The sequence below is a fragment of the Fortiea contorta PCC 7126 genome (assembly GCF_000332295.1).
In the GTDB taxonomy this organism is placed as follows: Bacteria; Cyanobacteriota; Cyanobacteriia; order Cyanobacteriales; family Nostocaceae; genus Fortiea; species Fortiea contorta.
In genome coordinates this window covers 237,768-252,069 of the sequence record NZ_KB235930.1, presented here as the reverse complement: position 1 = coordinate 252,069, position 14,302 = coordinate 237,768, and the positions used below count along the sequence as shown (strand labels likewise).

Genomic DNA, 14,302 nt, shown 5'->3' with positions numbered 1-14,302 from the left:
TATGAAGTGTAGGTGTTGTTGATAATAGTATGAACCCAATTAATGTTGTGCTGCAAACCTTTGTAGAGACTTTACATTGCAAGGCCTCTACATCCAAATTCAATCATCTGACCATCTAACTATGAAAAACCTACTAAGAGCCTACTGTAATATTAATAAAGCACAAATTTTCACTGCTTTAGTCCTCACCGGCATTCTTTCAGTTTTCAGTGGACTATCGTTAATTAAAAGTACTAATGCAGTCACTGTTAACGCCTTACCGGAGACAACAAATGAAGTTAACAAACAAAACTTAAAGCTCAATCGCTTTCCCCGTGTAGTCGCTAACGCAGTACTGCGAAATATTCTTGAAAATGAACAGGTATCTGCAAACAAACTGCAAATAATTGAATATAATCAGCAGACTTGGCGCAATGGTTGCTTGGAATTACCACAAGCCAATGAACTTTGTACCCAAGCACTAGTTCCCGGTTGGCGTGTTGTGGCATCTGATGGTGAGCAAAAGTGGATTTATCATACCAATAACAATGGTCGTTCGTTACGTTTAGCAGTTGCAAGTAATTCTCAAATAACTCCTCTCAAGCCTGTACAAATTCCCGCTAATCAGTTACCAGTACCTTTAGATCGAAATGTGCTCTTTCGCCAAATTTCTAGTGGTGGGTTGACTGGTAGAACTTATGAAACTGTTTTGCTTAAGGATGGGCGGATGATTCGTGTGCGAATTGGTGATGCTAATGATTCTGAGCGTAGCGTCCGCCGCATTTCTTTACAACAGGTGCAACAGTTTCAGCAATTGTTAGAACGTTCCCGATTTCGTCAATTTGTGGGTTTAAGTTACCCAGCGCCGAATATCGCTGCTGACCATATCACCCATACTCTGACAAGTCCACAGGGAACGGTTCAGTATAACGATATTTCCCAGAACAATCTGCCTCAGAGTTTACAAGCGGTCGTCAAAGGCTGGAATCGGATCAGCAAAAGTCAACTTTGAGCACAGCGTCAGGTTGATACTTGCATTATAATTGGGTGCATTTTGATAGTACTGCCGAATTGGAGTGAAAATGCACCCACATCAACAAAAAGAGCGGATGTTCTATTATTTTGCATACGGCTCTTGTATGTGTCCGGTGGATCTCAAGCGATCGCTGCGGGAGAACACCCACCCTTATGTTGTTGGTACTGGTATACTTAGAGATTATCGGCTGGGGTTTTATCTTTATTCTGCTACCCGCAAATGTGGTGTTTTGGATGTGGTCAAGGACGCTAAACACAGCGTTAGGGGTGTACTATATCAATTACCTTGGCGATTGAGTGATTATTTAGACCACCGCGAAGGTGTTTCCCAAGGTGTATATACGCATGAATTAGTAGATATTCATTGCCAAGAGCGGATATATGAGAATGTGCGGACTTATGTTGTGGTGACTAAACTCGCTCATGAAGTCCCGCCCAATGATTGGTATTTTAATGTTGTTTTGCGGGGTGCTGTCACCTGCGGACTCCCAGAAGAATATTGCTGGAATCTGTTTAATCACATGTACCAATTACAGCAATTGCATCAAGGATAATCAAAAATGCGATCGCTTTCGTGATTGCATAAAAATAATTTTGTGTTGTCCCAAAACCCCTCTCCCGCGAGGAGAGGGGTCAGGAGCGGGGTTACGCTGGATAAATCCGTAGCCGCCGATTTGGTTCCTCACCAAAGCTATGAGATTTGAGTCGGTAGTGTTCTACTAACTCATGTTGCATTTTGCGGACTTGGGAAGAACGGGGTAATAACTCGACTGGCTGTCCTTTGGGTATGACTATCTGCTCTACCGCGAGTCTAGCTTCTTCCAAGGCGTCAATCTCGTCTTCGCTACCGCTGTGTAATAACAGTTCCAGTTCCCGGTCATCACCTAGTTCGGTGTCATCCATGTTGAGTAAGCGCCGCAAACCACGGGTAATTTGGGGAATGGTGCTGGATTTAATCACATGGATGGGTACATGGCGGGCTTTAGCCATTTGTCGTAATTTGGCGTGGTTTTTGACGTGCGATCGCAGCGCTAAAATAGCATCAGCACTATCAATGTCTTTTGTCAACATCACAGGCAAAGTTAGCACACTAATCACCTGTTCTAGTTGGTGGCGACTGACACCATAGGGATAAATATGCAGCGGTAAATCTTCGCCATTCGGCCCTGGCTGTCTAGCAGTCTCAAAATCGACAGCTTCTGAATAATTAAACGATTCATCCAGCAAGCGGTCAAACTCACTGCGTCCAGTTACCCTTTCCCGCTCTAAAGACAAGGGTGGTAGTGCTACCATTTGTCCTGATGAGCGCCAGCCGTTGGATTGTCGCGCTGGTGGTGCAGCTTCTTCAGCAACTGCGAGGTGTGAATTCCGACCGTTAACCACAGCTAACTGTCGAGCGACTGCAACTTTACCCTGTTCATCCACAGTCCGGGTCTGCGGGTTGGGTTGACGCCCCCTGAGCAGATTGTCCACTGTCTCAGCCACGCTTTCATGTACTACCCAGCGTTGCCGTTCCATCATTTCCACAGCAATTTCAAAAGTGGGAGGGGCTTTGCGCTCCAAAACTGTCTTTTGACTACCGCGCCGTCTGGCTTCATCATCTCCCAGCGTCACAGCTTGGATACCCCCCACTAAATCAGCTAGGGTGGGGTTTTTAATCAGGTTTTCGATCTGATTACCATGAGCAGTACCTACTAACTGCACCCCTCGTTCCGCAATGGTACGCGCCGCTAAAGCTTCCAGTTCTGTACCAATTTCATCGATGACAATGACTTCTGGCATATGGTTTTCTACTGCCTCAATCATTACCTGATGTTGTTGGTCAGGATGGGCGACTTGCATTCGTCTGGCGCGGCCAATAGCCGGGTGAGCGACATCACCATCTCCAGCGATTTCGTTGGATGTGTCAATAATCACCACTCGTTTATTTAATTCATCGGCTAAAACACGAGCAATTTCTCTTAAGGCTGTAGTTTTACCGACCCCTGGACGCCCCAGCATGAGAATCGATTTACCAGTTTCTACCAAGTCTCGAATCATGCCGATGGTGCCGAATACAGCTCGACCAACACGACATGTCAAACCGATAATCTTGCCACTACGGTTGCGGATGGCGCTGATTCGATGCAATGTTTGCTCAATTCCTGCCCGATTATCTCCGCCAAAAATTCCGACTCGCCCAATGCAATCATCTATTTGTGCTTGAGTGACGGGCGTTTCACTTAAATACTCTGCCTGATGAGGAAAGCGAGCCTCTGGGCGACGACCCAAATCCAAGACGACTTCTACTAAAATGTCTCGTTTAGGATGATTCTCTAGTACTTGTCGCAGGTCTTGAGGCAAAATGTCTAACAACTTTTGGAGATCTTCTGTAATCGTCATGCTTTCTATGGTGACGTTTTTAGAGATAACGAACGAGCGATTAGCGCTCCTGCTGTGACTTGAGCTGGGAAACGAGAGAACGGGCAAGCTCTACAGCTTGCCAGAGTAATTCTGGTTCTTGTTCTAGGTAGATATTTTCTTTGACGCCGGTGTGACTCACCTCCTTGTTTTCTAACTGCTCAAGAACGGGTGACAGCAGTACGCGGGCGTAGCTTCCGTAAGCGACTCCAGAAATCCATGGGGTGGTGGGGTGGTGGGGTGAGGGGGTGGCTTTCACTCCCCATTTCCCTAGCTCCCCATTTCCCCATCCCTGGAGGAGTCCCATCGCCTTTAACTTGGGGACAGTGTAGCTGTTGGTGCCACCTGCCAATTGCACATATCCCGGTAACTGCGCTGCCAAAACTTTTTGTCCTAATTTCACCGCTGCTAGGGTGGTGCCGTGGCCAATATCGCCACTCATTGGTCGGCCGTCGGTTTGCCAAATTAAGGCTTGAGGAAAGGGTTGAATAATTTCATACAGTGTTCGCAGGTAGTCAACCAGGCCTTCGCCGTCGGGACAGCTAATGGCTAATAACTTGAGTTGGGAGGCCCACGGTGAAATCGCTTGCCATAAGCGCTTAAATGCCGATAAACGTCCTACCTGTGTATGAATTTCGATGGCATCTACTCCCGTTGACATTACCAATGGTGCGATCGCTCCCGGCGTGGACATATACGAGCTTGTATAAATTATATCATATGGGCAAATGGGGATACAACGACCGCAGCCATAGCATTTTTGGGAGATGACTCCACAAAGGTTGTCTTGAAGCTGGTCAAACACAATCGCCTGTGCTGGACAAACTTTTTCACAGGGTCTAGAGCAATCTTGGGGACACTGTGTGGGGTTAAACTCTGCTTTGCGAAAATGAGGGTCTTCTCCATCATTGAGGCTAACCATCAAAAAAGGTGAGTTACCTTTGTAACTAAAACCTCGCCCCTGAGTTTCTTTAGCTAGATGCTTGGCTACTTTTATGGCTGCTTGGGCTGCTGTGATTACAGCTGGATCAGCTGCCACATCTATGCAGTCAGCGCCCGCCAAAGTGTAGGCTAATGTTAAACTTCTGACTGCGGGTAGGTGCTGGTAACTGGCGCCACAAATCAGCTTAAACCAGTGGCCTGCTTTTAGGGATTGTAAGGGGGCATACAGATCAGTCACACTTCTATTATGCTTTTCTATGGCAGAAAATAGAAGCCTGTTGTGGGTAAAAATCCCGGTTTCCTCATCTAATATTTTGTATTACCTACTCTATTTTGTAGTTTATGCTACTGAGTTATCCTCAAAAATAATTCTGTCATAGTTGAAATCACTGTTATTTTGAGATTTTAAATGTCAAAATTATAAATTTTATGATTTTATTTTACTTAAAAAGTATTAATAGTTGGAAAAAAGAATGCAACAGATACAAACTTTCAAACATTTGTTATGTCTGATTTTCTTCATTTTGAATTGGAAATTTTGAATTTGTATGAGGTTGGGTAATAGGAATTTCTAAGACAAATTCTGTTCCTTGTCCTGGTGATGAAGTACAGGTAATCCGTCCGCGATGTTTTTGGACTATGATTTGGTAGCTAATTGATAGCCCTAATCCGCTACCTTTACCTACAGGTTTAGTAGTAAAAAATGGGTCAAACAAACGCGATTTAAATGACTCATCTATGCCTAAGCCATTATCAGCGATCGCTATTTTAACTGTATTCAAATCTGTCGTTTCTGTACAGATATTAATTTGTAAATATGTCTTTTTTTCTAGTTCTAAAGCATCAATAGCATTATTCAATAAATGCATAAATACTTGGTTTAGTTCACTAGGATAACAAGTAACTAACGGCAAGTTGCCATAATTTTTTTCTACTACAATAGGAGGGCGGTCTGGTGTTGGTCGAAGGCGATATTGTAGAATTAACAAGGCGCTATCGATACCTTCATGGAGATTTACAGTCTTGATGAGGGATTCGTCATGGCGAGAAAAGTTTTGTAGTGCTAACACAATTTCTCGAATCCGATCTGCACCTCTATACATTGCACCCATGATAGTTTGCAAGTCCTTGGTAATAAAATTCAAGTCAATATCTTTAATTATTTTGGCAATTTTAGGACTGGGTTGAGGACATTCTTGTTGATATAAATGAATTATATGTAATAAGTCTTGTACATACTGATCAGCATACTGCAAATTTCCATATATAAAACTGACTGGATTATTAACTTCGTGAGCAATACCTGCAACTAAATTACCTAGGGCTATCATTTTTTCGTTTTGAATTTGTTGCACCTGAGCAGCTTTTAAATTATCAATAGCTGCTTCCAGGAGAAAATTCTTCTCCTGTAATCTAATTTGCAACAGACGTAAATTGATCTGATTTTCAATTCGTAATATTACCTCGGCGCCATGAAAAGGTTTAGTTACATAATCCGCGCCTCCGACATCAAAAGCTTTGACTTTATCCAATACATCATCAAGAGCACTAATAAAAATCACTGGTATTTCACAAGTTTTTTCATCAGCTTTCAGTTTTTGACAAACTTGATATCCATCCATATCTGGCATATTGATATCAAGTAAAATCACATCTGGTAAAACCATTTGACACGCAGTTAATGCCATTTTTCCATTGAGAGATTTGCGAACTTCAAATCCTTGCGCTGTCAACATAACTGATAATAATCGCAAGTTATCTGGGGTATCATCGACCACCAAAATATTCCCTCTATGGTTTTTTTGATGATTTAAAGGCATTTTTTCTGCTGGATATTGATTGTTAATTATTATAATAATGCTAATTAATAATTACCATTGAGGTTCTGTAGTTAATAAATTAAAGACTAATTCTTGTTTTATGGGTCGAGAAAATAGATATCCTTGAGCAAAATCACAATTTAAATTTCTTAATTGCGCTAATTGTTCTGGTGTTTCTACACCTTCAGCGATCGCTCTCATACCCATTGATTCAGCAATGCTAATCATCGCTGGTACTAAACCCATATCTTCATGGTTTTCTTGCATACGTTTGACAAAAGATTTATCGATTTTCAATCCATTTAAAGGAAACCGATGTAGATAACTTAAAGATGAGTAACCTGTACCAAAATCGTCCATAATTAATTTAATGTTTCGTTCTTGTAATTGCTGGAGAATTGTTTTAACTTCCTGGCTATTTTCCATAATTACACTTTCTGTAATTTCCAGTTCTAAATTTGCCGGATTCACTTGCTTTTCATGAATTATGGCATCAATTTGCTCTATTAGATGCGGATGGGAAAACAATCGAGCACTCAAATTCACACTCATAGTAATGGTTTTTGATATTGCTGGGTGATTTTGCCAGATTTGCAGTTGCTGACAAGCTGATTGTAGTACCCAAAGGTTGATGCTACTGATCAAACCTGTTTCTTCAGCTACAGGAATAAACTCTATAGGAGAAATTAAACCACGGCGGGGGTGTTGCCAACGCACTAAAGCTTCAAAGCCAGAAATTCGCCCTGTGGCTAAGGAAATAATTGGTTGATAGTAAACAATAAATTCTTGGCGGTTAATAGCCCTCCGTAAGTCACTTTCTAGCTCTAAAAGTTGGATGGCTTCTTGATACATTGCTGGGGCAAAAATATGATATCTCACTCTGCCTAAAGCCTTGGCACGATACATCGCTGTGTCAGCATCTCTCAACAAATATTCTGGACGTTCATAGTCTTTATTACCCCAAGCAATACCAATACTGGCACTCAGAAACACTTCATATCTCGACAATTGAAACGCCAGTAAAAGTTGTTGTTGGATATTTTCAGCTACTTGAACAGCGGTGTCAATATCTGTGAGATGTTCTAAAAGAATGCCAAATTCATCGCCACCTAATCTAGCTAAAGTACCAACTGGTGACACAATTGTTTTCAGGCGATGGGCGAGGGCTATAAGTAATTCATCTCCTACTAAATGACCGAGAGAATCATTGACAACTTTAAAGCGATCGCAGTCTAAATAAAGTAAAGCAAATCGATAATTGTCATTCTGTTTAGCGCCATGTAAAGCTTTTTCTAATCGCCGGATAAATAACACCCGATTTGGTAAACCAGTTAATGAATCATGTAAGGCGATATCCAATAATTTATTTTGCAGTTGCTGACGATATGTAATTTCTCCTTGGAGTTTTTCTAAAGCTTTTTCTAACTCTGATGTTCGCTGTTTCACTCTTTGTTCTAGTTCAGTATTTAATTGCAAAATTTGCAATTGCGCCGACCTTAGTCGTAATTGATTTTGCACTCGCACTAATACTTCTGCTAACTCAAAAGGTTTGGTGATATAGTCCACGCCCCCAACTTTAAAAGCTTTTACTTTGTCGAAGGTATCATCTAAAGCACTAATAAAAATGACTGGAATATCCGCAGTTAATTCCCATGCTTTTAAATACTGGCAGGCTTCATAGCCGTCAACCTCTGGCATCATAATGTCAAGTAAAATCAAATCTGGTAATACTGTTTGACAAGCCGTTAAAGCCATTTGCCAGTTTAAAGCTTTGCGGACGTTATATCCTTCTTTTGTCAAAAGTGACGATAAAACCCGCAGGTTGTCTGCCATGTCATCAATTAACAAAATATCTTTTTTATCTAGGTCTAACCGCTCGTAATTCATTCTGGGTTGATTCTAGTCAATTCCATAATTTTTTTAAATTGGTATTCGTTTGCTAAATCCCGAAAAAGTCGGCGTAGCAGAATTTGAAAATGTTATTTTTAAAGGGTTTTGATTTTAGTTTACACCAACCAGTACTGTTGCTTATGGCTGGTAATTTAATTTATTTCCTTTTATACTTATTCTTCGAGATAATAAAACCTGTGATAAACACTTTGCACTTTAACGATTCCACCGTCTATCTGTCGCCTTCTGTCGGCAAACTGGTATGATTATGCGGGTTAAAATTTGCGGCATCACCCAACCACAACAATCTGTAGCGATCGCTTCTCTGGGTGCAACTGCGTTAGGTTTTATTTGTGTACCCTCTTCGCCACGCTACGTTAGCGCTGTGCAAATCTTCGCAGCCACAAAACTGTTACCAGATAACGTTGATAAAATTGGCGTTTTTGCCAACGCCAGTATTCTAGAAATTATTCAGACAGTGGTTAATTCTGGTTTAACTGGTGTCCAGTTACACGGAGATGAATCAGTAAAATTTTGCTACCAACTGCGTCAATTCCTACCCCAGGTAGAAATTATTAAAGCGTTGCGAATTCGTAATTTCCAGGATTTAGACCAAATAGATAGTTATATAAAATACATAGATACCTTACTCCTTGACGCTTATCATCCTCAGCAGTTGGGTGGTACAGGTCAAACTTTAGATTGGAGTCTGTTAGAAAAATTTAATCCCCCTCGGCCGTGGTTTTTGGCGGGGGGATTAACACCGGACAATATTTTAGCAGCTTTGAATCAAGTTAACCCCAACGGCATCGATTTATCTAGCGGAGTAGAGCGATCGCCCGGAGATAAAGACTTAGACAAAGTAGCTCAGTTATTTGAAAAATTAAGGAATGGGGCATTTTAGATTTTGAGAAAAGCAAATACAATTGCCCTACGCCCTAAAAAAACGCAGGTTGATGACGAATTAAATTAAAGAATTCCTCGCGCGTTTTCTGTTCTTCTTGGAATACACCGATCATGGCGCTGGTGACAGTCCAAGAACCAGGTTTTTGTACACCCCGCATTACCATGCACATATGGGTAGCTTCCATAACTACCGCCACGCCTTGGGGTTCAAGAATTGTTTGCACTGCTTCTGCAATTTGGCGAGTGAGTCTTTCTTGTACTTGCAAACGGCGAGAATACATCTCGACAATGCGAGCTAATTTGCTCAGTCCCACAACTTTTTGATTAGGAATATAAGCGACATGGGCTTTACCCATAAAAGGCAACATATGATGTTCGCACAGGCTAAAAAAGTTAATATCCCTAACTAACACCATCTCGTTATGGCCTTCGTCAAAAACGGCACCATTCAGGAGTTCTTCTAGAGATTGGTTGTAACCACTGGTGAGAAACCGCATTGCTTCCGCTACCCGCTTAGGAGTTTTCAGCAATCCTTCGCGTTCGGGGTCTTCGCCTACACCCAGTAATATTTGACGCACGGCGTCTGTCATTTGCTCTATTTCTTGTTCTTTGGGTGTATGCAAATCAGGCTCTCGCCCATCGTGGGTATTGCGGTCTGGTCTGGTAGTGATAGCTTCTGCCAAGTCGGGAATCAGCGGAGATTTAGAGCAATTGGAACCGTTGGAACCGGCGATAGTCATGGTGTGAGTGTTGGGTAATGGTTGAAATTTTGATAATGCAGATGATTGGTGCAAGAGTGCAGAAATTTGTGGCTCAAAAACTCACAACTCAACACTGGGAGCAGATCTGATTGAAATTTTGTTCTTAATTCAAAATGCCCAATTTAAAGAACACCTGCACTAGGCATAATAGTTAATTCATCAATAACTGCTTGGGGCGGGAGGAGGATAGTGTGGACAATTGACTCAGCCACAATCTCTGGTGTTAACATCTTGGCTCGGTCAAAGTTGACATTGACTGTTTCTGTGTCCCAAAGTCCAGTGTTAACAGCTCCAGGACAAACGGCGGTGACGCGAATTCCGTGGACACGTTCCTCCTGTGCCAAGGTTTGAGACAAGGAAATCAAGCCAGCTTTGCTCACACTATATGCTCCCCATCCAGGAAAGGCTTGCTTGCCGGCAATAGAGGCAACGTTGATAATTGTGCCCCTGCCGCGATCGCGCATTCCTGGTAAAATCCCCATAATGCACTCAAACACGCTGGTGAGGTTTAAGTTGAGCACTTGCTGCCAGTCTTCTAAAGGGATTTCGCTCAAGTTGGCTGTGTAAGCTATGCCAGCACTGTTTACCAGAATGTCTATGTGGCCGAAGTCATGAGCGATCGCTTGTATGTTTTCTTTTACTTGCTCAATACAAGCTAGATCCACAGCGTAGGCTTGAGCTTTCACCCCTGTGTGTTCGGCTGCTGTTGTTACCGCTGCCAGTTTATCTAAAGAACGACTGACTAAGGCGACGTTAATTCCGGCTTTTGCCAACGCTAAAGCCGTGGCTTTGCCAATTCCACTACTCGCCCCTGTAATTAGGGCTTGTTGTTTTTGCTCGACACTCATGCTATCTCCCGATTTGTTGGCGGTTGTGCGAACCTATTCGCTACCCAATTATTCAAATCCCTCAGATTCAATAGATTAAATCAGTCTAAGAATCCGATAATTTTTTGGCGTGTGCAATGACACGACGCCTGTTTGGGTATATTTTCAGTTGAGCATTCCTCCAGCGAGGACAACAGATGTTCGCTTGGTAAATCCACTTAGGTACTCAAAGTTGATTGCTGAATATTACACCACTCATTGGTCAAATTGAGTGAGATTTGCCCAAAGTGCAAATGCCCATAACTGATGAAGATTGTTAAAAATCTTTAAGTTACTGAGGCAATTATAGCATTGCTGCTATGCAAATCGATCATTTTGAATGATTTTAGTGAGATGTTTCCGTGTAAACACCAATTTGGCGGAATTTTTCATAACGCAGTTGGCGTCGTTCTTGGGAGGTGAGGCGCTGGAGTTCGTCTAAGTTATCCAGCAGTGCTTGCTTGAGGGTTGTAGCCGCTTGTAGAGGGTCGGCGTGGGCGCCACCGATGGGTTCTGGTAATATTTGGTCGATGATACCCAAGTTTTTCAGGTCGTGGGAAATAATTTTCAGAGATACGGCTGCTTGTGGTGCTTTGCTGGCATCTTTCCAGAGGATGGCGGCACAGCCTTCGGGACTGATAATAGTATAAACGGCGTGTTCAAACATCAATAGGCGATCGCCGATACCAATACCCAGCGCTCCACCAGAACTAGCCTCACCAATCACAGTGCAAATAATCGGCACATCTAGACAAAACATTTCTCGCAAATTATAAGCGATCGCTTCTCCTTGTCCTTGATGTTCTGCTGCGACTGTAGGTAAGGCTCCGGGTGTGTCGATAAAGGTTAAGATGGGCATTCCAAATCTGTTAGCGTGTTCCATCAACCGCATCGCTTTGCGATAGCCGCCAGGGGCTGCCATGCCAAAGTTGCGGGCGATATTATCTTTAGTGTCGCGCCCTTTTTGTTGACCCAGCATAACTACCGGCTGTCCACCCAAACGCCCCACACCACCAACTAAAGCTGGATCGTCACCACCACAGCGATCGCCGTGTAACTCCATCCATTCATCACTGATAGACTGAATATAATCTAGTGTACTGGGACGGCGGGGATGGCGCGCCACTTGCAAGCGCTGAAACGGAGACAGCGTGCTAAAAATTTCTTCTCGCAGTTGCATCGCTCGTGCTTCTAATTTCCGAATCTCACTAGAAACATCGACGCCATTTTCTTCTGCTAGTGTCCGAATTTGGTCAATTCGGGCTGCGAGTTCTGCTAAAGGTTTTTCAAAATCCAAGAGTAGCGGTTTACGCTCGGTAGTTGCCATAGTTTAATATTGGGGAATTGGGAATGGGGGATATGGCATTGGGTGTCGGGAGTGTGGGGAGGTGGGGTGATGGGGAGGTGGGGTGATGGGGAGGTGGGGTGATGGGGAGTGTGGGGAGTGTGGGGAGTGTGGGGAGTGTGGGGAGAAAAAGAATTGAAGAATTTATGCTTACGCTTGTAATCTTCCCCGTCTTCTCCTTCCTCCCACACCTCCCCCTCTTCCCACACCTCCCCCTCTTCCCACACCTCCCCCTCTTCCCACACTTCCTGTTCCCTGCTCCCTGCCTTAAACTAGCAATGGTCTAAATCCGTGCTTAACTGACACTTGACCAATCTGCTCCATTTTGTCTACGGTAATCTGATTACGGCCCCAAGAAAAGTTCGTATATAACTTCTCAAATTCCAGAAGCATTGATTCCGCAAAACAAGCAAACAACTGGCGTGCTGGCACATCCATGTTAACGATTTTCATGATTTTCCAGTCAATATCCAGTGAGTGTTCTACAATCCCACCATTGAGTACATGCACACCCGGATACTGAATTTTCGTTGCTAAGTTTTTAGGATAGCCACCGTCAATTAGTAGACTTGGTTGTTTCAAAATTGTGGGGTCGATTTCTACACCCTTGGGCATACTGGCAACCCAAACTACAATATCAGCTTGGGGCAATGCTTCTTCCAAAGCCATAATTTTACCCCGTCCCAGTCCGGCTTGTAACTCTAAGAGACGCTCTTGGTTACGCGCAATTAGCAATAGTTCTTTGACATCTGTTTTTGCATCTAGCCAGCGGGTGACGGCGCTACCAATATCCCCAGTAGCTCCACAGATGGCAACAGTCGCGCTTTTGAGATCAATTCCTAATTGCTTAGATGCTTGTTCTACTTGCCGACAAATAATGTAGGCTGTGTGCGTGTTCCCTGTGGTGAAGCGTTCAAACTCTAGCTTGATATTACGGACTTGGCTAAACTGCTCTAAGTTAAAGTTTTCAAAAATGATTGACGAAAACCCACCCAAAGCCGTGATGTTTATACCATTTTTTTGAGCATGGGCCATAGCATTGAGAATTTTGCGAGTCGCTGCCTTAATGCGACGATTTGCCAACATTTCCGGCAAAAAGCAAGATTCTACATACCGTCCCTCAATTTTTTGCCCAGTTACACTAGTGACGGTGATATTATCAACAATTTGTGGCGGGGCACTGCACCAAAAATCTAGCCCTTGATCGGCATATTCTGGGTAGCCCAATTCTTGAGCTACTGCTTGAGCGTGTTCTAAACTAGTCAGATGTCCAATTAGACCAAACATGTATTGATGTATCAGGCGCGTGCTGCGTCGAAAGCGTGGAATCGGTGGGTTAAAAGACGATAACTAGTACCAATTCGTAATTCGTAATTCGTAATTCGTAATTTGCAATTCGTAATTCGTAATTCGTAATGAAGAAAGCTAGACTCTATCTGGGTTTTCAGATTTGTATCTGTTGCATTCTTTTTTCCAAATTGGTGTAACTCTTAAAAAGATTACACAAAACGTAATATACATCAGGGGCGACCGAATTTGTTGCCCCCATGGGAAGTTTTATGCGGCTGAGAGTCCGTAGGCTGACAGGCGCATGATGTCACGGGTAGTGAAGCCGATGTTACTCAAAGCTTCACCGTATTGAATCATGAAGTCTTCTACTAAAGCATCTTTTTCCATTGCTAAAACCTGAGCATCGCCTGCTACTTTGTTGAGCATTTGCCAAACAATAGGTAGGTTTTGACGATTTGCTTCTTCGAGTTCTGCTTTGGCTGTAGTAAAGTTTTCCTTTAACCAAACTTCTCCAAAGTTGAGATGGCTATATTCATCTTTTACCACTCCCTCTGTAATTTTGCGGGCAAAATCATCAGCTACGGGAATGTAAATGTTGTATGCGGCTATGGCAAAACACTCAATAATCAAAGACTGAATTAGCAAGCATGTGACTACTTTACCTGCTGCTGCTGCTGTTTGGAAGTTGCCGTGCAAGCCAGCAAAAAACTCTTTGGCGAATGCCAAATCCGGCACCACTTGTAGATTGCGTGCACAAGCTTCAAATCCTTTCTTGTGGCGACTTTCCATCTTGGAGAGACGGATCAGGTCTTCTTGGGAGTCGGGTAATAATTCAGCCAATTTGATGTAATTTTCATGGGCTTCTTGTTCCCCTTCAATCACAATGGCATTAATGCGGCTGTAAGCGTCTTTGTATATTTCGCTGTGGAAATCTATGTCAGATTGAGTTGTCATCTGCTGCATGTTATGTTCACCCCTGTAAATGTGAATCATTTGATACCGAAATTTAATCGACCCCAGAAATTTAGGGTAGCGATCGCTGTGATTTAATTTAACTTAATCAGCCAC

At 43.0% G+C, this 14,302-nt stretch carries 12 protein-coding genes and 1 pseudogene; 3 read left to right on the top strand and 10 right to left on the bottom strand.

Translation table 11 applies throughout. From position 1 onward, the window contains the following. Nucleotides 1–121: 121 nt before the first annotated feature. Nucleotides 122–991 carry a hypothetical protein gene (locus MIC7126_RS0101225; RefSeq protein WP_017651294.1) on the top strand — a complete coding sequence of 290 codons (870 nt, stop codon included), beginning with the start codon at nt 122–124 and terminating at the stop codon, nt 989–991. A 35-nt stretch (nt 992–1,026) separates the two neighbouring features. Continuing rightward, a pseudogene (locus tag MIC7126_RS26955) lies at nt 1,027–1,568 on the top strand (gamma-glutamylcyclotransferase family protein). A gap of 91 nt (nt 1,569–1,659) precedes the next feature. Here MIC7126_RS26955 and MIC7126_RS0101215 read toward each other — a convergent pair. From MIC7126_RS0101215 to MIC7126_RS0101200, 4 genes are all read right to left on the bottom strand, one after another. Then, entirely contained in the window at nt 1,660–3,396 is a 1,737-nt protein-coding gene (locus MIC7126_RS0101215; RefSeq protein WP_017651292.1) for a R3H domain-containing nucleic acid-binding protein, read from the bottom strand. Between the two features lie 40 nt (nt 3,397–3,436). After that, on the bottom strand, nt 3,437–4,594 hold the full coding sequence (ldpA, locus tag MIC7126_RS0101210; protein WP_017651291.1) for a circadian clock protein LdpA: 1,158 nt from the start codon (nt 4,592–4,594) through the stop codon (nt 3,437–3,439). Between the two features lie 265 nt (nt 4,595–4,859). After that, a complete protein-coding gene (locus tag MIC7126_RS0101205; protein WP_017651290.1) occupies nt 4,860–6,176 on the bottom strand; it encodes a hybrid sensor histidine kinase/response regulator in 1,317 nt (438 codons plus the stop codon). Between the two features lie 51 nt (nt 6,177–6,227). Next, nucleotides 6,228–8,063, bottom strand: a complete 1,836-nt coding sequence (locus tag MIC7126_RS0101200) for a two-component system response regulator (protein WP_017651289.1) — start codon at nt 8,061–8,063, stop codon at nt 6,228–6,230. 271 nt (nt 8,064–8,334) lie between these two features. Between MIC7126_RS0101200 and MIC7126_RS0101190 the strand changes: the two genes are divergently transcribed. Then, on the top strand, nt 8,335–8,970 hold the full coding sequence (locus MIC7126_RS0101190; RefSeq protein ID WP_026099948.1) for a phosphoribosylanthranilate isomerase: 636 nt from the start codon (nt 8,335–8,337) through the stop codon (nt 8,968–8,970). 34 nt (nt 8,971–9,004) lie between these two features. Here the strand turns inward: MIC7126_RS0101190 and folE are convergent, their stop codons facing one another. The 6 genes from folE to MIC7126_RS0101160 form a co-directional block, all read right to left on the bottom strand. Then, entirely contained in the window at nt 9,005–9,712 is a 708-nt protein-coding gene (gene folE, locus MIC7126_RS0101185) for a GTP cyclohydrolase I FolE (RefSeq protein ID WP_017651286.1), read from the bottom strand. Between the two features lie 143 nt (nt 9,713–9,855). Next, nucleotides 9,856–10,581, bottom strand: coding sequence for an SDR family oxidoreductase (locus MIC7126_RS0101175; protein WP_017651284.1), 726 nt, complete (start codon nt 10,579–10,581; stop codon nt 9,856–9,858). Between the two features lie 364 nt (nt 10,582–10,945). After that, nucleotides 10,946–11,926 carry an acetyl-CoA carboxylase carboxyltransferase subunit alpha gene (locus tag MIC7126_RS0101170; protein WP_017651283.1) on the bottom strand — a complete coding sequence of 327 codons (981 nt, stop codon included), beginning with the start codon at nt 11,924–11,926 and terminating at the stop codon, nt 10,946–10,948. Then, nucleotides 11,875–12,189: a hypothetical protein gene (locus MIC7126_RS31500; protein WP_081602981.1), complete on the bottom strand. Its 315-nt coding sequence runs from the start codon at nt 12,187–12,189 to the stop codon at nt 11,875–11,877. The genes MIC7126_RS0101170 and MIC7126_RS31500 overlap by 52 nt, the downstream gene beginning before the upstream one ends. A gap of 22 nt (nt 12,190–12,211) precedes the next feature. Next, a complete protein-coding gene (locus tag MIC7126_RS0101165; protein ID WP_017651282.1) occupies nt 12,212–13,231 on the bottom strand; it encodes a long-chain acyl-[acyl-carrier-protein] reductase in 1,020 nt (339 codons plus the stop codon). A 270-nt stretch (nt 13,232–13,501) separates the two neighbouring features. Further along, entirely contained in the window at nt 13,502–14,197 is a 696-nt protein-coding gene (locus tag MIC7126_RS0101160; RefSeq protein ID WP_017651281.1) for an aldehyde oxygenase (deformylating), read from the bottom strand. Between the last annotated feature and the right edge of the window lie 105 nt (nt 14,198–14,302).

Coding starts and splice junctions, on each gene's coding strand:
- folE (WP_017651286.1), bottom strand. CDS start 9,712: ATGACTATCGCCGGTTCCAACGGTTCCAATTGCTCTAAATCTCCGCTG.
- MIC7126_RS0101170 (WP_017651283.1), bottom strand. CDS start 11,926: ATGGCAACTACCGAGCGTAAACCGCTACTCTTGGATTTTGAAAAACCT.
- MIC7126_RS0101175 (WP_017651284.1), bottom strand. CDS start 10,581: ATGAGTGTCGAGCAAAAACAACAAGCCCTAATTACAGGGGCGAGTAGT.
- MIC7126_RS0101200 (WP_017651289.1), bottom strand. CDS start 8,063: ATGAATTACGAGCGGTTAGACCTAGATAAAAAAGATATTTTGTTAATT.
- MIC7126_RS0101165 (WP_017651282.1), bottom strand. CDS start 13,231: ATGTTTGGTCTAATTGGACATCTGACTAGTTTAGAACACGCTCAAGCA.
- MIC7126_RS0101225 (WP_017651294.1), top strand. CDS start 122: ATGAAAAACCTACTAAGAGCCTACTGTAATATTAATAAAGCACAAATT.
- MIC7126_RS0101205 (WP_017651290.1), bottom strand. CDS start 6,176: ATGCCTTTAAATCATCAAAAAAACCATAGAGGGAATATTTTGGTGGTC.
- MIC7126_RS0101215 (WP_017651292.1), bottom strand. CDS start 3,396: ATGACGATTACAGAAGATCTCCAAAAGTTGTTAGACATTTTGCCTCAA.
- MIC7126_RS0101190 (WP_026099948.1), top strand. CDS start 8,335: ATGCGGGTTAAAATTTGCGGCATCACCCAACCACAACAATCTGTAGCG.
- MIC7126_RS0101160 (WP_017651281.1), bottom strand. CDS start 14,197: ATGCAGCAGATGACAACTCAATCTGACATAGATTTCCACAGCGAAATA.